Origin of the sequence: Gardnerella sp. DNF01151 (genome assembly GCF_049244235.1) — a bacterium.
Classification (GTDB): domain Bacteria; phylum Actinomycetota; class Actinomycetes; order Actinomycetales; family Bifidobacteriaceae; genus Bifidobacterium; species Bifidobacterium swidsinskii.
Map to the genome: position 1 here is coordinate 1425832 of NZ_CP058389.1, position 18524 is coordinate 1444355.

The window sequence follows — 18524 nt, forward strand, 5'->3', positions numbered from 1 at the left end:
AGAACACAAACTGCACCAGTGTCCCAAAACAAGCAAAATCAGACACTCACGCAGAAGAAAGTAAGTCACGAACAAAAGATATAGTCGAAGGATGGTTCGGAGTGCGCATTTGCCGCAAAATCGCGGGCGGCGCTGAGATTACATCCGTAAAACCTGATCTAGATAGTGCTAGCGAAGGGAAACATTATGACAACATGCAACACTGAAAAAACAACTAACTGTAACGAAGCAAACGAATACTGCACAAGCTCAACAACGCAAGTCGACACATGCTTCTCTGTACGCGCACGCCGCCGCATGTTTCTTAACGACGTGCGTCAATGCATCGAACGCGTGCGCACACAGCAGCCACTCACCCATTGCATCACGAACGTAATCGTGCAAGACATTACAGCCAACGCACTACTCGCTGCAGGAGCGTCGCCGATCATGGTAACCGACCCAGAAGAAGCGCATGCACTTGCGCAAATTGCCACAGGCGTGCTCATAAACGTTGGCACATTCCATCAGCCAGAAACTTCCGAATACATGCGCGCAGCTGTTGAAGGATGCGAAAAAGCCGATACTCCGTGGGTGCTTGACCCGGTTGGAATCGGCGTTCCAGCACTTGCTCCACGCGCGCGCTTTATACACGAAATTATTAAGCACCACCCTACCGTAATTCGCGCAAACGCTTCCGAAATAATGGCACTTGCAGGCAAAGAAAGCAACGGCAAAGGTGTGGATTCTCACGATAACGTGAACGATGCTCTTCAAGCCGCGCGCGAATTAGCAAAAAAGTACGGCTCAGTAGTGGCAATTTCTGGCGAAAAAGACGCGATTTACGCTCACGGTTGCTTAGCTCGCGTAACCGGCGGACATAAAACTATGACTAAAGTAGTTGGAACCGGTTGCGCTTTGGGAGCGTTGGTTGCAGCATACGTTGGCGCAAACCCAGAACGTCCGCTCGCAGCAACTGTTGCAGCACACGTGCACGCAGCAGCGGCTGGAACTTGGGCAGCTCGTCAAACCACAGCTCCCGGCACTTTCCGCACACTGTGGATGGATGCGCTTTCAACTCTTAGCGTAAACGACATGTTTAGTTTGACAAATATTGAGTTTACGGTGGAGCCTGTTGATTGGACACTGTATTTGGTAACGGATCCGCGCATGGGAAATCGCCCGGAAGAAGAAGTTGCAGTAGAGTCAGTTGAAGGCGGAGTTACAGTTGTGCAATTGCGCGATAAGTATTCCGACGACGCTGAAATTTCAGCAAAGGCGAAGAAGTTGCGTCATGCGCTTATTGATTCTGAGCACGGCGATGTGCCTGTATTCATAGACGATCATGTTGATTGCGCAGCTCAGCTTGGTTTCAACTTGCACGTTGGGCAAAAGGATACGCCGTTTGTTGAGGCGCGAAAAGCGATGCCGGCAGAGTGGATGGTTGGGCTTTCTTGCGCTCGACCGGATTTGATGGAGAAAGCTTACCGCGAGTGCAAAGAAAATGACGTTCCGCTGCCGGATGTGATTGGCATTGGTGCAGCTTTTGAAACGCATACGAAAGCGCACGACGTGCCGCCGTTGGGAGTTGACGGAGTGAACGAAGTGGCGAAAGTTGCGCACTCTATGGGCGTAAAAACGTTGGCAATTGGCGGAATTCACGAGAACACAGTGTTCCCTATTCGAGGTCTTGAGCTTGACGGAGTTTGCACAGTGTCGGCGCTTATGTGCGCTGAGGATGCTGGGAAAGTTGCGCGCGAGCTTAAAAGCGTGATTACTGAGTAAATCGGACGCTCCGAGTTGCTTTCGCGCGCACTGTGCTGCGCTCAAGCATGTCGTCGCGCCAACGCGAGACAACGCTCGCACTATAAGCGCGCGCTCACGCAGTTTGCCGCAAGATTCGTACGGAGTGGTTTACAGGTCCATGACCGCGCTCGCCGCCGCGCCCAACATGTAATTCACTTCCAGCCGCAATCGCCTCTCGAAGCCACGCCGTTGACCATTCAAGTGCGCAAAGTACAGTATCGTGATCGCTCAAATTCTTTTCCTCGCGCAAAGCAAGCCCAATTTTCGTAGCAAGCGCAGAAGAAAGCGAGCAACCAGTTCCGTGAGTTGTGCTTGTTTCAACTCGTTCGCTTGGTACGTGCCGCGCGTCACCATCCGGGAAAACCGCAGTATTTCCAACGTCTTCGCCAGTTAAGTGCCCACCTTTTACGATTACAACAACACTGTTTTTTGCAGCCAACTTGCGCGCCTGGTTGCAAGCTTCCTCAAAGTTTTCCGCAACGCGCGATTCGCACAAAGCCGCCAATTCCGGCACGTTTGGCGTCACTACATCAACGCAGCTTATAAAGTTTCGCATCGCATTTTCAGCACTCGCCTCAAGCAAGCGCTTCCCGGAAGTTGATATCATCACCGGGTCTAGAACACTTACAGGAACCGGGTTATCGCACATCCAGTCTCGCATTGCTTCAATATATTCTGTGCATCCAAGCATGCCGATTTTTAGTGCGTCAACTGTAACGTCGTCGTACACGCATGAAAGTTGAGTGCGGAAAAAGCTTACTGGCGGCGTGAATACTTCGCGCACTTCGCACGTGTTTTGCGCAACCAAATTAGTTGGTATGCACATGCCATAACCGCCTGCCGCCATAATTGACTTGAGATCTGCCTGTATTCCGGCTCCACCTGTTGGGTCTGTGCCAGCTATGCTTAGCACGCGCGGAATGATTGGGTCTGATTGCTGCATAGGCGATTGCGAAAGCTGTATAGGCGATTGCGCGGACGATTGCGCATGCTGCAAGTCATGCTGTTTGCTTGATACTAGCGTCATACTTTTATTATATTGCGTCGCAGGCGAATATAGTTTCATGAGAAAGTATAGTTTATATTACATTTTGTTTAACGTGGCGCGAGTTTCGGGGGATCTCTCTCCTCGCACGTCCCGTCCTTCGTGCGCTCTGGCTGCTAAAAGAGTTTAGTGTGTTCGCCTATCTTTAAAGAATGTAGCTTCTCAGTCCTCTTTTAGTGCTCGTAGAGAAATCCCCCAAACTCTGCGTGCTTAATGTTTAATAACCGTGCCTTATCGCAGAGATTTTTCGATTTTTCTTCTTCACTCGGTGAATCAGCAGCCTGCGGCTCTGACGTTCACCTCGTTCAGTGCGAAAAATCTCAAATCTCTACCACACTAATATCCACGCGACTGAATAACGCGCAATTAAGATGTATATAACCTATTGCGTCGCAGGCAAATATGTTTCGCGGGTGAGTTTGGACTTACGCAAACGCTATAAGTCCAAACTCATACGCATTTTACGCGTCAGCGTCGAAGCCACTTGAACTTGAACTTTGACTTGAGTTTGAAGAACGGCTTGCCGCTTCGAAGCACTTCTGCAGAAGCGTCGCAATGCTTGCTGTCAGTGAGTGCGCCGAATCCGTGACCACTAAGAACCGACCCAAGCCATCCGCGCCTACCGAACGCGCCGGATGCCAAGAACAACGCCAACAGCACGCCAAATATGAAGCTGAACCATATTGCAGCTTGACCGCCGCTGTGAGGCAGAGCAACCGGACGAACCAAGTAACCAAAGCTGAAGTATCCGACTAAGTGGCCTCTGTTACCGTTATCACCAAAGCCGTCGCTTTCATTGCTGGACTTATCTTTTGCACGTCCGTACAAAGCGTACTCAACTCCGTCACCGTCAGTCTTTAACTTCTTGAACGCCGCAGTATCCACGGAGCCATCTTTGCCCATTATTGACTTACAGCTGTCAAAATCAGTTGCGCCGCCAGCCTTCTTGACTTTGCATGCAACCAGGCTAAAGTTGCTGAGATCACCGAAACTGTCGTAATCGTCGTGGACATCCGCAAACAGAGTCTTTCCACTCTCCTTGCTTTGAGACTTCGAAACTTTTCCGTCCTTGTATTCTACAGGATTACCCTTAACCGTGAGCTTAGCGTAGTCCTTCTCCTCCATCGTTACAACGTAAGGATTATTAGCATCCGCGTGACCACTGAGAAGCGATCCTGCAGTTGCAGCAAAAGTTGGCTTAACGTTATCAACAGGCACCAGGTACACAGGCATTACGAATTCGTAGTTGGCATCGTTATTCCAGCCGCCTTCTTTGCCTCGCGTTTTATGAGTATCTCCAACCCAGCTATCGCCATATGTCATAATAACCGACAAACCATTATCTGGATTCTTAAGAACCTTATGACCAATTAAGTCAGATCCAATACTGCCAGACCTACCCCATGCGCCAATATTAGCGAAGTCGGTAAGCGAAAGACCAGTATTACTACTTTCAGACGTTACGCCAGAGCTATTAGGAATAGAATATCCACCGCCGGTACCACCCTTTGAAATCATATCTATGACGTTTACATACCAAGTTTCTTCAGTAGTACCACCATTGTCGTTATCAGCGCCGTTAGCAGCAGAAGCAGCACCAGACCTATGGTCTTCAGACGGATTATACGTATAGAAGTGCGTATTCCAATCAAAGCTGAAGCCGTTTCGACCTTTCTCACCATCAACCTTATCGCTACCTCTTACTTCTGGCAGCAAGGATGGCTGACAATCAGCAAACGCCCATTGACTTCCATCAACATAGTTTCCACACTCGTTTGCTGGGTGCAAAGTACTGTTACGCTTAAGCTTCAACGCATATTGCAAATCATTAAGCGTAAAGTTGCGCTTAGTTGAAGCATTATACAGATACAGAAGAGACTTCTTATCTTTCGAAAGAACGAATCCTGGATCATACGAACGCCCAGCTACGCGCAGAGCCTTACTATTATCTTTAGTTTCTTCGAAGCTGGTAGGCGCATCAGCTAAGTAGTCTGCAGCACCCTTACTATCGCCACCATGCTCACTATCTACGTTTTCAGGCGCGCGCAATCGCACAAATCGCGTAATCTTATTTTCTCGCGGATTTGGCACAAGCACGCGACTTCTCCAGCCTCGAGTCATAACAGCTACGTCTTGTATATTCCCTACTTGGCGGCCACTATAGGTAGGCGGATTCAAAGGCTTATGCTCATCGTCCATAGCACTATAGTCATACTTCCTAAAAGTCACCATAGTTTTACCAGGCTCAAGCCTTGGATCCTCATTCGTAACGATTTCGCTATCGTTTTGAAGCCAAATTCCCTTCTTTGGTTCGCCCGCAAAGTTGTTTTCACTGTGCAAATCCATTCGTATTGCGCGCTCCTCGTGACCGCTTAGCAGCATTGGGTGTATTTGCACTATTTGACGCTTCATAGTAACACCGAAGTACACACAGTCGGACGGCTTCTTCAAACCAGACCAGTTGTCTGCGCTCCAGTAATCCGGACGGCATACTTCGCTAGGCTTTTCTTTTGCGTAAGCCATTGGCAGCACGTCAAGAGTATCTTCTGAACTAGCGTCGTCTTTGTAAGAGTTTTTACCTTTTGCAGTGCGACCTTTTGCAGCACGCGTATTTCCGCTGTTTCTGCTATTTCCGCCGCTTCGATTACTTCCACCGCTTCTTGCAGTCTTATTTCCGTCTCTATTAAGCGAATCATCGGAAAGATCTTCAGGGCTTCTAACACCAGGCATATACGTCCATGGACCAACTTCAAGACGACTGCGTGCTCGAACCACGCTTCCTGGAGCTAAGAAACCACTAGGGAATGTTATAACAGCATTACCATCATTATCGTGATTAAGCGTTACTTCATTCGGCTTGAAAGTACCAGCGCATACACTCCACGATCCATTCCAGCATACGGAAATTGTTTTACCAATGCTGGTTTCCAAGTTAGTCTCATTTGAGTTTGCAGCAGAGCCAAAAAGACCATTACTAGTAACAGGTTTCTCAAGCTCTGAAGCAGGGTGATAGTAAACTACCATTCTTTTAGCTCCATAGCCTGATTTAACGACAACTTTATAATCGCGGTTTTGTGAAGAACCATCTTTGCTGAGCCAGTCATCATACTTTGCAAATTCATTGCTTTTACCATCGTACGCAACAACAGATGGTTTCACCATGTCTGTCCACGTAGCCTTAAAGCATCCAACAACAGTTTTTGCACTTTGCTTTCCAGCACTATCCGTAGTTTCAGCATACATTGTAAATACAGTTTGCTTATTTACACTTGGATTTTCTAAATCTGTGCTTCTGTATTTTTCAACAAACCTTCTAAGCAAATGTTTATTTGTAACGCCGTTACTAACAAACTTCACCATCGGACTAGAAGTTTTACCACTAGAATCCTGAATATTATTCGCTTGAATATACACATTCAGATTATTAACCAGCACTTTACTGTTTATACTATTCGGGCACAAAGTGACGTATTGCTTATTAAATATACCGCCATGTTTCCACTCTCTTGTGCATTTGCCAGATTCGTAAGCATTGAAATCATCGTCTAGTTTTAGTGCTGCAGGTAAATTAATCGTTGCATTATCAGCCTCATACCAAGCTTTATTACCTGCATAAATTTTCTTATCAAGAGTAATAACATCATCATCAACTGTATTGCAGTTATTCACATCGCCGTTAATCATGCATTTTCCGTGAATATCCCATGGCTTACCGTCCCACTCCTGATAACTCTTCGCACTAATCGTCGGCTTCTCATTATCAACCGGCATAAACCACACGTTTATCACGTTCGTTGTGTTATCTGGCGTCTTACTAGGCTCACGAAGCAGAAGATCGTTCGTAACCTGACCATTATTCACATAAAGTTGCGCATGCATGAATGGCCTGTTATTTGCGTATCCCTCAGGCTTCGAAGTACCTTCACCGTACGCGTCGTAGTCGTTCATAGTGTCAACATCAATATTCTTAGTTATAATGTCGCCAATATTTTCGCCATCCGCTTGACCGTTCAGATCTTCACCGCCAGGCATAAGGAAGTCCTTGTGAATAGCATATTCACTAACATACTTATCTTCACCAGCATGCTGACTACCCTTATTTTCAATAAGCCTATCTGTAATATGTACTTCACTTCCGTTCTTCATATTTACAGAAGCATTGTAAGAGAATGAAGAACGATCCATAATAAATTCTTTAGGCGTGTACTTAACTAAATTAAGCTTATTTCGCCACTGGCACTTACCTTCTTGCGCAACACCTTTATGAGAAGCAATAGATGCAGCACATGTATTGTCATGCACAGCGTAACCTAATCCATTATCGACTGCCATAGGGTACGAACCATTCCATGCGTCAAATTGCCTATTATCCGCCGCGCTCATAGGAGTTAGAGAAGGCTGCGGATTATTTTCATCTTTCGTATTGATACTAGGCGTACCTTTTACAAGCTTTAGCACATCCTGAAGGTTTAACGCCTTACCATTGCCGCCCTTACGGTATGAGTTTATGTTCCACTTGTACACAAAGTATTGCGTGCCAAACTTTTGATTTCCATGCAAGCCGTTTTGCGGCCCGTCAAATCCAGGGTCATTTCGCCCGTCAACACTTTTCTTGTTGTTGTCTACTAATCCCCACGTATAGTCCTTACGCATATCAACGAAGCGCGTCACCTTATGGTCAATCGGGTTAAGCGTAGTCTCGTCATCAGCTTCCAACTTTTTGAAAGAAAGCTTCTTTTCGGCATACTTCTTTTCGGAAATTTCTCCTAGCTTGCCAATACCAGTAACACCACCTAAGCACAGCTTCCACTGCTGATCCGTCTTCGACTGGCATGAGTATTGAGGCTTATTCTCACCATAAGCATACTTTGCTGTAGTTTTTGCAGGATTAAAACCGTTATCGTATTGGTCATAAGTATCGTACTTATTTTCACCTTTAACGCCAATTTCTTCCTTGCGGTAGCCGAAGATTCGCTCGTTCCGCTTATCATGCCTCATCCAAGAAAGCATTGCCACGATTTCGTTATTATTAAGCTCAAACGGGTTCACTTGCACTAAGCCGTTTGGCCACGCAATATCGAGCGGAAGCGGGTCGGACTCTTCGTAATCCTGAAGATTGCCTGGCTCCATAAGCTTCCAAAGTTTATCTTGACGCCAATCTGGATTATTTTCCGGCACAGAGTAAGTGTCTACGTAAATTCTGGAACCAATTTCCGCAAAGTATTCCGGAATCGTAATATTTCCAGTTACAGGATCAAAAGTTATTTCGCACCTGTCGCCGCCGTTAGCTGTGCAACCCTTGATATGGTCTCCAAGATTTGCTGTAATAATGCGCTTACTAAATTCTTCATGCCATTGATCGTTATTCATTCCAACAGAACGATCTTCGCCTTCAGCATCTCGATCCTGACCCTTAGATTCTTCCGACTTAGCATCTTTAGAATCTTCAGCGTTCTTGGAGTCATTTTTATCGGAAGACTTGCTATATTTACTGCCTTTGTCATCCTTGCTTGCGCTACCATTTTCGGACGTTTTAGCAGCATCACTCTGCTTGCTACCGTTATTTACTTCAGATTTTTGTGTATTTTCTTTCTTAGAAGAATCGCTTTCGTTTAGAACTGCAAGCTTTACGCTACCGCGCCTTCCCGGAACATTGCGCTTCTTAGCATTCTTCTTAGTCACTTTAGTAATCTTCAAAGAAGCAGGCTTGTTGCTAGTTTGAGACTTATTAGTCTGCTGCTCCTGCTGCTTATTTTCTGACTTCTGCGACTTCTGCTGCTGACCTTGTTCCTGCTTACCCTGCTGATTTTGGGTAGAGTTCTCCCCAGGTTTAGCATTTTCAGTCTTTTCGTTATCAGCTTTAGCCTTGTTGTCAACTTTCGCCTTATCGCCAGCTTTATTCTTATCGTCAGCTTTAGATTTATCTTTATCCTTGCCATCAGCCGACTTGCCATCAGCTGCCTTATCGCCAGCCGCGTCTCTGTCCTCTAAAGCAGACCTATCTTCAGCAGACCTATCCTCAGCAGCCCTAGACCCATCCGGTCTTGCAGCATCATTATTGTGGTTATACGTATTAACCTGATGCCAAAGATCAGTCTTCTTATTACCGTCTCGCTGAATAACAATGCCGTAGCAGCTGCCATCATTCGGGCACATCGTAAAGTAGTTATGATCCTTCTTAGGAGCTTCCTTACCGCGCGCCCAAATGCGTACCATAATCGAACGCACGCGCTTATCTTCATCCCAAGGATTCACTCGCCCAACATAATGCCCATTCGGCTTCTTATCCCACCAAACGTTTGGCAAACCGTAACCAGGAGATACAATAATCAGCCTAAGTTTCTTTATTACGGAATTACCTGCAGCATCCCAACCGTGGAATATTAAATCATGCACACCGTGATTTCTATTCTGATCGCCCACTAATACTGTAGGAGAACCCTCATCTTTAGAATTATTGCTGTTAATAACCCATCCAACTTGATCCGTCGGACTATCAGATTCACCATTTTTATGAATGAACTGATCGTAGCTTATAGTAGTAAAATCGCCGCAACCACGATTATCACAATCATTCTTCTTATCACGATTAGTCGTAATCATATCGAAATCATTGCGCACAACGACTTTTTTACCATCAAAGAATCTCTTATTTTTATCGTTAGTAAAGTAGTCAGTAGCTTCCTTCGGCTTCACACCAAGCAAAATCCTCTTATCGTCATGACCTTTAACCCAGAACTTAATTTTGCTATTAACAGGAATCTTCAAACCATCAGCTGGAGCATCAACAGGATTTCCATTATTCACGCTCACTTTTACATCCAACGTTGGCTTCTCGTAATCAACATACGGGAATACAACAGGTATAACAGTAGTCGAGTTATCCCAGAACGTAATCTTTACGTACTTTACAAACACGTAATTTGGCAAAACTTTAGGATTCTTGCCATCTTGCAGCTGAGCACTATACTTGTTGCGCATCCAAGTTCTGTAAATACGCTTGATTTTAGCCAAGACTTTGTCTTGCAAGTCTTTCTTTACAGGATCTCCAGGCTTCAACTCCTTACCGTCATCGCCCGTCTTAGGAGCATCTTTTACAAACCAAACATTACGCTTAGTAGCATTTTGCGCTTTAGGCCAGCATTCAGGCATGCTGTCTTCACGATCCTCACCCATAGCTGCACGATCGTTGTTTGCAGCGGAATTATCGTCACTATCTATGGATCTAAATGAAATAGAAGACCTAGACTGACCGTTAATTTTATCCTTGTATTCGTCAAGAATCTTAGAATGACCGCAAGGATTTACAACGCTAACAATAGGCACTTTAGCAGCAACGCTTAAATCAGCATCCTGAAGAGTGTTCGAGCGAGACTCATCACCCCACTTATTCGTCCACTCAGCTTTATAAACAGCAAGATTCTTAAGCGGAGTATTAGAATCTCCATCCGGATTATTAGTCAAATAGTTAGCATCAAGCGGATAATCGTTTGTCTTAGAGCCCTTCTTCTGCTTTATGGAACCATACCTATGCCTTGAACCATACTCATCTTTATTAACAGGCGGGAACAAGTTAGGATCGAAAGCCATTACCTGCCTATACAAATCAGAACGTTTGCCAACAAAATTCACAAACCCAGCATTATTATCACGATTATCAATAATAAGAGGATTAGGAAGCGGCTGATCGTAAGAATAATACTTAGGAGTCTTGTTATTTTCGTCATATTCCTCAGTTTGCAAAGGCTTAAACACGTCTGCTTGCGTAATAACCCTATACCACAAATCCTGAGTTTCACTCATATGATACGTTCTATCGTTATATCTAAGCTCAAGCTTATGCCTACCAGGCTCTGAATCCTTCGTATTATGGTCGTTCATACCAGGATTACGGAACCACTGATTACCTCGAGCATAGCCGTTATTCGGGGAATAATAATCAGGCAATAAGCGTATATCTTGGTTCTCGTTCATAAGATATGAAGTTCCCAAAGGCTGATTTACTATTCCAAGCAACACACTAGAGAATGAAATATGCCTGTGCTCAAGATAATTACCACTGTCACTGTTGTACGGACCCAAACCAGTACCCTTAAGGAAGTGGTATCTAGGAGCCTGAATATCCATAATTCGCGGCGCACCATACCACTGCTGATGCATTACAGTGTACATGTAGAAGTTAGCGTCACGACCAAAATTAGTCATGGAATATTTACTGGCTTTAGTAACACCAAACGGGTCAGTAGCACCATAAAAACCTTTGCTCTGTCTCTTACCATAGTAAGATCCTGCAGCGTAGAAGAATGAAAAGTTTTCGCAACCCGTGCCATCACCCACGTTATTAGAAGAGCAATATGAGTTGTTTTTAGTCGTAGAAGTTGTAGTAGTGAAGTGAATCTTATACGTATAAGCAATCTCGCCAGACTTAATATTGTTCACAAAACTAAATACGCGCTGCGTGTCATCTTTTATAGATCTATAAAGATTTTGCACGAGAGCAACATAAGCAGGACTATAGCCTCTGTTATAGCTTCCTTCAACTTTAGGAACAACTTTAAGATCGCCTTCATCCAAAGCACCATAGCTACTGGATCTAATGCAGTCCAAACCTTGACCATCACGGCACCAACCAATAGCGTCAGAACTACCCAAATCCTCAGTTGTTACAGCATCCGGAAGGATCCTAGAATAATTGCCATTCTTACTGTCGTCAGTGCCGCGCATCTTATTCCAAGCTGCGACTAAGTCATCTCCAGAATCAAAATCGTTACCGTCAGTTTTAATGCTGCATAAACCGTTAGGATTATCCCACGAGAATGAGCAGGTTTCGCGAGGAGGATTATTATTGCCTTGATTCTTCTTATACAAAGCAGTAGCTTCCCTGCCACTGTAAAGAACACGCTGAATATACTGCCTTCCGCCTTCGCTACCCTTGTCTAGAATCTGACCTTTTGGAATCGTAAAGTAATCAAGAGCAGCACCAGCGCCTTGAGTGCGGCCGCCAGCGTTAAAAATAATATCCCACACGAAGCCGCCACCGGAAAGCTTAGGGGTGCGCTTTACAAACACGAAATCTGCAGTGTCATCTATAGGCAAGTTAATTCTGTCGACGCCGGAACCCTTATGGTTAAAGGCCATGTTGCGTAAACGGCCCATAATAAAAGTGCCCTTAGGATACGGAGTGAAGTAAGTTGCGCCGTAATGATCCGTGCCAGAAGGATCTTCAGGTACAGAACCGTTTTCGTAGTGGCCGCGAGGTCTCGTTGCTGCACTAGCAAATTGGTCGCTAGATTCCAAGTTGTATCCAAGGCTATTAACATCCAAATCGTGACCGTTCGTAGCGCGCAAACCAGCACCATCGCCGTCAGTAGTAATGCATGCGCCTAAAGCGTAATCCTTGTTACATCCAGGGCGATACACTTCGTAAGATTCACGAGCTGAGTAATTCTTAGCGTCGCGGTTTTGCGCTTTTGCTCTTTCTTCTTCTGCAGCGCGCTCAAAAAGTGACTTCGGTTGAGATCCGAATGGAGAATCAAATTGAGAGTCAAACGGAGAAGCAAACGGAGAAGCAAACGGCACGCCTGCGCCAGAGCCTGCAGAAGGATTAAAAGATCGAGAGAGTAGATTCCCTGAATCTACAGATCCTTGTGAATTGTCGAAACTCTGTAACGCAGAAGACTGAGATGATGCAGATAAGCCTGGATTAGAGTCTGGATTATTAGAATTAGAGTTAGAATCAGACTTTGGATCAGACTTTGGATCAGACTTTGTGGAATTATTTGCGGAATTATTTGCGGAATTATTTGCGGAATTATTAGCGGAATTATTAGCACTATCCAAAGCAACTGCGGTTTCAGCAGTAATGCAAATAGGTAGCAACATTGCTACCGAAAGAGAACAAACAAGAACAGTTTTAAGAGCAGAGGCAAAAGAGCTACTGAACGCACGATATGCAAAAACAGACTCGCGTTTAGATGAGCGTTTATTCACGCAATTAGCTATACGATCATCCAAACGATTAGACACACGACTAGCTAAACGCTCAGCCGCGCTCTTAGCCACACGGTACATATTCTGAGTCGTACGTTTAGCTACACGAGTTGCGCATTGAGTCAATTGACCTATACGAACAAGAACGTTTAGCATAATCGTCCAAATACTCTTCATTGTTTCCACCTGTTTTGCATTGTTTTAAACTGCTTTGCGTCGCCCCCACGGCACCACAAGTTTGTTATTAAGTTTTTCTATTAAGTTTTGTTATTGCCTATAAGCAATCGCTCATAAACCAAGGATGCTTATAAGCCAGTCGAAAGTCTTTTCGCCGTGACTGCCCCTCTTACGTTTCTTACGCGAGCTAGACTTTTTGACCTTCGGCCTCTTTTTTGACTGATTCGCAATCGCCCTAGCTTCCTCACGCGCAAGATCTTCTCTGCGTACAGTACTATCTTTCGCGCTACTTAACTCTCTATCTTCTTCGCTACTTGCAGCACTACTTGACTCGCTATCCTTCGCACTATCTTTCGCGCTATCTTTCGCACTATCTTCTTCGTCTTCCTTCTTTTTCTTCTTAACCGGCAGACCAGCCCACCAAACGTAGCCGCCCACAACGCACAAGCTACCAAAGCAGCCCAAAACCCACCACGGGAATCGCGGAACATCCGGCTTCTTGCCACGAAGCGCCTTATCCGCCGCAGGCGTTGGCACAACTCGCTCACCAGTCACCAAAATGCGCTGCGTGTTAATGCCGAGCGGCGTGCAAGTAATAAGTGTCACCAAATCCTTGCCAGGAACAGCTGCAATCTTCTTCGTCTCATCAGGGTTCACAACGATTTTGTCAACTACCTTGTAGGTGAGAATCTCGTCGAAAACCTCAATTGTAAAAGTGTCACCTTTTCCAACTTCGTCCAGCCTTGTGAACATTTCCGCACTTGCCAAACCGCGATGCCCCGTAATCACAGAGCGCGCGCCCTTGCCGCCAACCGGAAGCGAAGTTCCACGCAAATGACCAAGACCTTTCAGAAGAGTGGCATCTTCTGTGCCGTGATACACAGGCAAATCAAGATCAATTTTTTTGATTCGCAAACGAGCCATCAACCCGTCGTCGTTCACTTTCAACTGATCCCAATAATCCTGACTCGCATCGGAAGTAACTCCGTGAGAAGTCGGTATGTTAGTATTTGCTTCGTAAATAGCACCCGACGAAAGCTGACTGTTATACTCACGAGCGCGGCGGAGCTGCTCATGCGGAGCAGGAACAGCATGAGTTATAAGCTTCGCGTACTCAGCAGCAACTTCCGACATGTGGTATTGGCTTAGCCACATGGCGGCGTGCGGATAAATAAGCGACGCAAACGACGCAAGCAACAGCAAAGCAGGGACTATGCAGGACTTAGAGAAGTGCCAGTTTTTGGCGTTGTTGCGCGAGTTTATTTTCGATATTCTTTGGTATCGTCTATGAGTTTTGGCTGATGTTCTTGTTCTTTGGGCTTGACGAGACTGGAAAATTTGTGTTTGCGCAAGCTCCCGTCCTTCGTCGCTTTGGCTGTTAAAGGCTTTACTGTCTGCTTTGTTCTTAAAAGAACGTAGCTTCCTCAGTCCTCTTTTATTGCTGAACACAATTTTTCCAGCCTCTCAACATACTAAACAACAACACAAAACTCATAGACTCGTGCAAAAGTTACGCAACTGCGTGGTTTACTAAGTGCAACTAGAGTCGCACAATTAAGCTGCGGATGGGTTGATGGTGAGTGTGTTTGATGTGATGTGCGCAGTAGCAATGACGCTAGTGTTCTTTAAGCAATAAATACTCAACGTCCGCAGAGCATTAATGCTAAAGTTCGCTAATCAATAAATAATCGACGTTTGCAAAGCATTGGCGCAAAGCTACAGAAGCAACTTCAGCAGAGCAAAACTGCAAAGCTACAAAACCACTTTTCGCAGAAGCATTGGCGCAAAGCTTCGGAAACATTTGCCGGAGAATTTCCGGCGTTTGCGCTCCAACCTGACTGCGCAACTAATCCGCTCAAACCGGTTGCATAGCTTGTTTCGAAACCAAACTATGCAACCGGTTTGAGCAGATCAGCTGAACAATCATCCAAGCCACTCAGCCAACTAAGTCACTCAGCCAGCCGATTGAGTTTTACTCCTGTTCCTGCTCCTTGCGACGCTTCATCACAATGTAGAAGAGCGTGCCAGCGATGCCAACAATGCCGCAAACCGTCAAAATCACCAAGCCGCGAGCACCAGTCATAGGCAAGTTGCCAAGAATCTTGTCGAGAGAAGTAGACTTCTTGTTGTTAATCTTCAATGTGTTAGCTGAATTGTCAGCACCAGCAGTGAGATTCACACAATGAAGCTTGTTATCAAGTTCAAATCCATCTGGAGCCTTAGTTTCAACTGCGCAATAAACGTGCGAAACATTAGCACCATTACCAACGAAGAAGGAGTCAGAAGCTTTACCTTTATCATCAGTTGCAGTCATTGTACGAACATGTCCGCCGGTCTTTACTAAATCACTTCCAGCAGCGTCAACTATCTTACCTTTAAGGTCATCTACAGTTTTACCTGGAGCAGCTTCATAGACATTAAAGATTGCACCCTGCAAAGGTTTACCATTGTCCTTATTGTCGTTATCACTCAATCCAACCTTATCAATGGTGAGCTTAGCGAAATTAGTGGTATCTCCACCTTCGTGAGGATGATTTGGGTCTTCATCACATGGTTTTTGCTCAGTTGGAATACAGCCTGGAGTTTTACCTCCCTCGCCGGTTGCAACTCCATCCACATCAGTGTTTATGTAGTTCTTAATATTTCCAGGAGCAATAACTGTTGTTACAACTGTTGCTGTAAGTTTACCGCCAACTTTGGCAGAAGCCTTAGTTAAACCAGTTGTAGTTAGCTTAACGCGAATCCACTTGACGTTCTTGAGGTTCTCAGATTTAGCTAAGTTTACCTTATCTGGATTATTACCAATTGAAGAATATCCTTCAACTTCATAATCCGTCGTCTCTAAAGTATCAGAGGCGTTGCCATCTTTATCAGTAACCTTCACATTCTTAACACTGCTATAGTTCAAGAAGTCTGTGTTAATCGGGTCAGTGAAGGAAACATTTGTATAGGTTTTGCCACCATCTTTAATAGCGGTGAGCGGGATGGAAATATCCCAACCCATAGTCGTCGTAGTGCCATCAATGAATGGCTTGTTTGGAGCAGTCTGAGCTTTCTTCTCTACCTTGCTGGTGCTAACGTCGTTTTTTGGATAAATCTTTAAATTGTAAATCCAAGTATGAGTCTGCGTATCTGGAAGAGGAACCGTTACAAGGAATGGGTTAACTTGCTTAGTAACCTTAATAGGTTTCCCATCTTTCTTAGGCGCACTATTAGCCAAGTCTTCTTCTACCAAGTACAAGCCGTACGTAGCACCAAGATTGAATGTTGTAGAACCATCTGTACCAGTCTCTTGTTCTACAACGTCAGCTTTTGCTTCAGAAGCCTTCAATCCTGCATCTTGCAAAGCCTTAGCAGCAGTCTTATTCTCAACATTTAAATCTTTGATAGCTGTCCAACCAGTTGTCTTGGACAAATCAATCTTGTTGCCATTAGTATCAACAATTGGAGTAATCTTGAACTTCACGCCTGAAATTGGTTTTTGTGCATCTGGAATTTTCTGCTCTTTACCATTATTCCTAACAGAACCCTCAGGACCTTCATACTTGTAAATGGTAATAGAGGTAGCCTGACCAGATTTAATATTCGCGGTATTTTCACCTTGAGTAGGAGTATTAGAAGCCGACTCACCACCAGCCCACGCTATGGATCCAGCGATGCAGCAGGTACCGAGCGTGCAGGAGGCAGCTACGAGTGCCACGGCGCGTTTTAACTTTGAAGTCTGTAGACGCATATTTCCTCTCTTCAATAAGTAAACTAATCGTCTTACATCTTTATTTAGGCTCAACAGCAGGTTACAAGCTAAACAAAAGGTTATGACATACTGACAATTATGTCGTTATGACATACTGACAATTGCATTGACGACAGCATCAGTGCAAACACACAGATGCGAACGCAGAAATACAACTGCAAACTTTCATCATTTAGCTATTCTTCGCAAATTGTGCGATAACGCTCAACCGTGAGTACATATAATATTAATCGATATTTAGACGAAAAATGAGATGTAGTATAACACAGTCAAATGTTTATGTTTCTGAGCATCTACCCCCCCCCCGGTACAAAAATCGTTGAAAAACAACGGATTTGGGGGTGACAAATAACCAGCTCTTTTTGTTTTTTGCGTTTTTTATTTTTTCTCAAAACCCAAACCATCGGCGTGTCGCATTGCCCTTGCTTGAAGCTGCATTGCGTGCTTCAAGCAAGCTCAATGCGGTAGCGCTTGCTGAGGGTTGAAAGCACGGTGTGCTTTCAACGCAAGCGAGGTCTACCTTCGTCTCGATTGACGAAGGCAGGACAGGTTCGTGTGGCTGTGCTTTAGAAATTATGTTGTGCTTTACGCACAACCGCGCGCACGATTGTGCTTTCTTTATATTCCTAACGAAAAGTCAACCTGTCGGAATTTCCAACAAGTTCGTTTGGAAAGTACAAGGCAAGTTGAGCGCTAAATCGCAGCGCTAAAACACGTCAACGCGCATTCGGCACAAACTCAATCCTGCAAGTCGCATTCAAAGCATTTGCAATACGATTCAAAAGCGCAATAGTCGGATTCCTCGAACCATTTTCCAACCTGCTAATATCCGACTGACTTATACCCGTCTTCTCCGACAGCTCAGCCTGAGTCAAACCAGCCCTTTTTCTCGCCATCACAAGCGACATAGTCAAGTCTCTTTCCGGCTGAAGCGCATCATACTCTTTCTTGAACTCGGGATCCTTCATAAGCTCGTCCGTGAGTTCATGCAAATCATTCATTCGCGTTTCCTGCACTGCGCGCGTTTCCTGCACTGCGCGCATTCGCCGCAACTCTTGCTTTCTCTGCATTACTCGTGTTCCCCGCACTACGTGCATCTCCTGCACTGCGCACGATCGCAGCAACTCTTGCTTTCTCTGCATTACTCGCGTTCCTCGCACTACGCACGTTCCCTGCAACTCTTGCTTTTCCATCACAAGCCCATCTTTCTATTAAAATATTCAGCCCTTCTCTGCATAGCGACCTATATTTCACTACGCGGAGTTTTCTGCTGCTTTTTAACGAATCCGTTGGTGGCAACAATGATCTTATCCGCATCAAAAAAGTATAAAATACGCACTATGTTGCTACCTAAAATAGTGCGAAGCTCAAAAATATGGTTGCCAACATGCTTACTAAGCGGCTCCCTCGCATCGTTTCCCAACATCTCCAAGCGATGCAAATCAGAAACCACCTTCGCGCGCAACTTGACATCTAAACTTTTAATAAACTCGCGTACTGGCTTATCACCATCCTTATCACTGTAAAAAATCACATCAAACAATTCCACAACCCCCTGCTTATGTTATATATAGCATAATCGCTTGTATACATCTTGTCAAAACAAGCAACCAGCAACCCTAACGCAGAAACAGTACTGCGCCAGTGTCCCAAAACAAGCAAAATCAGACACTAACGCAGAAAACACGCGCTCTCTAATTTGCAGTAATTAAAAAGACGATAGATTTTCGCTTCTACCGCCTTTTAAAGTTCATACAACTTCCTACTTTGCTC

At 45.1% G+C, this 18524-nt stretch carries 8 protein-coding genes and 1 riboswitch; of the genes, 2 read left to right on the forward strand and 6 right to left on the reverse strand.

Annotated features, from left to right (window positions below; all coding sequences use genetic code 11):
- Nucleotides 1-87: 87 nt before the first annotated feature.
- Nucleotides 88-197: riboswitch (TPP riboswitch) on the forward strand.
- The gene (gene thiM, locus HXT37_RS05940; RefSeq protein WP_033888471.1) at nt 187-1764 is read left to right on the forward strand and encodes a hydroxyethylthiazole kinase; all 1578 of its coding nucleotides are present in this window, start codon (nt 187-189) and stop codon (nt 1762-1764) included. (Overlaps the previous riboswitch by 11 nt.)
- 94 nt (nt 1765-1858) lie before the next feature.
- Here thiM and thiD read toward each other — a convergent pair whose 3' ends face one another.
- From thiD to HXT37_RS05960, 4 genes are all read right to left on the reverse strand, one after another.
- Complete coding sequence (thiD, locus tag HXT37_RS05945) at nt 1859-2812, reverse strand: bifunctional hydroxymethylpyrimidine kinase/phosphomethylpyrimidine kinase (protein ID WP_102703236.1); 954 nt, start codon at nt 2810-2812, stop codon at nt 1859-1861.
- Between the two features lie 486 nt (nt 2813-3298).
- Complete coding sequence (locus HXT37_RS05950; RefSeq protein WP_421779435.1) at nt 3299-12997, reverse strand: hypothetical protein; 9699 nt, start codon at nt 12995-12997, stop codon at nt 3299-3301.
- Between the two features lie 111 nt (nt 12998-13108).
- The gene (locus tag HXT37_RS05955) at nt 13109-14269 is read right to left on the reverse strand and encodes a class C sortase (protein WP_082915501.1); all 1161 of its coding nucleotides are present in this window, start codon (nt 14267-14269) and stop codon (nt 13109-13111) included.
- Nucleotides 14270-14969: 700 nt separating this feature from the next.
- Nucleotides 14970-16730, reverse strand: a complete 1761-nt coding sequence (locus HXT37_RS05960; RefSeq protein WP_421779437.1) for a SpaH/EbpB family LPXTG-anchored major pilin — start codon at nt 16728-16730, stop codon at nt 14970-14972.
- Between the two features lie 362 nt (nt 16731-17092).
- On the opposite strand from HXT37_RS05960, the gene HXT37_RS05965 reads away from it, so the two are divergent.
- Nucleotides 17093-17236 carry a hypothetical protein gene (locus HXT37_RS05965; protein WP_158245251.1) on the forward strand — a complete coding sequence of 48 codons (144 nt, stop codon included), beginning with the start codon at nt 17093-17095 and terminating at the stop codon, nt 17234-17236.
- A gap of 231 nt (nt 17237-17467) precedes the next feature.
- Here the strand turns inward: HXT37_RS05965 and HXT37_RS05970 are convergent, their stop codons facing one another.
- Together HXT37_RS05970 and HXT37_RS05975 are read right to left on the reverse strand one after the other, a co-directional pair.
- A complete protein-coding gene (locus tag HXT37_RS05970; RefSeq protein ID WP_254597186.1) occupies nt 17468-17821 on the reverse strand; it encodes a helix-turn-helix domain-containing protein in 354 nt (117 codons plus the stop codon).
- A gap of 173 nt (nt 17822-17994) precedes the next feature.
- Nucleotides 17995-18300, reverse strand: coding sequence for a type II toxin-antitoxin system RelE/ParE family toxin (locus tag HXT37_RS05975; RefSeq protein WP_346432491.1), 306 nt, complete (start codon nt 18298-18300; stop codon nt 17995-17997).
- Between the last annotated feature and the right edge of the window lie 224 nt (nt 18301-18524).

Excerpts from the sequence above, each read along its gene's own strand:
- HXT37_RS05970 (WP_254597186.1), bottom strand. The coding sequence starts at position 17,821 with ATGCAGAGAAAGCAAGAGTTGCGGCGAATGCGCGCAGTGCAGGAAACG.
- thiM (WP_033888471.1), top strand. The coding sequence starts at position 187 with ATGACAACATGCAACACTGAAAAAACAACTAACTGTAACGAAGCAAAC.
- HXT37_RS05960 (WP_421779437.1), bottom strand. The coding sequence starts at position 16,730 with ATGCGTCTACAGACTTCAAAGTTAAAACGCGCCGTGGCACTCGTAGCT.
- HXT37_RS05950 (WP_421779435.1), bottom strand. The coding sequence starts at position 12,997 with ATGAAGAGTATTTGGACGATTATGCTAAACGTTCTTGTTCGTATAGGT.
- thiD (WP_102703236.1), bottom strand. The coding sequence starts at position 2,812 with ATGACGCTAGTATCAAGCAAACAGCATGACTTGCAGCATGCGCAATCG.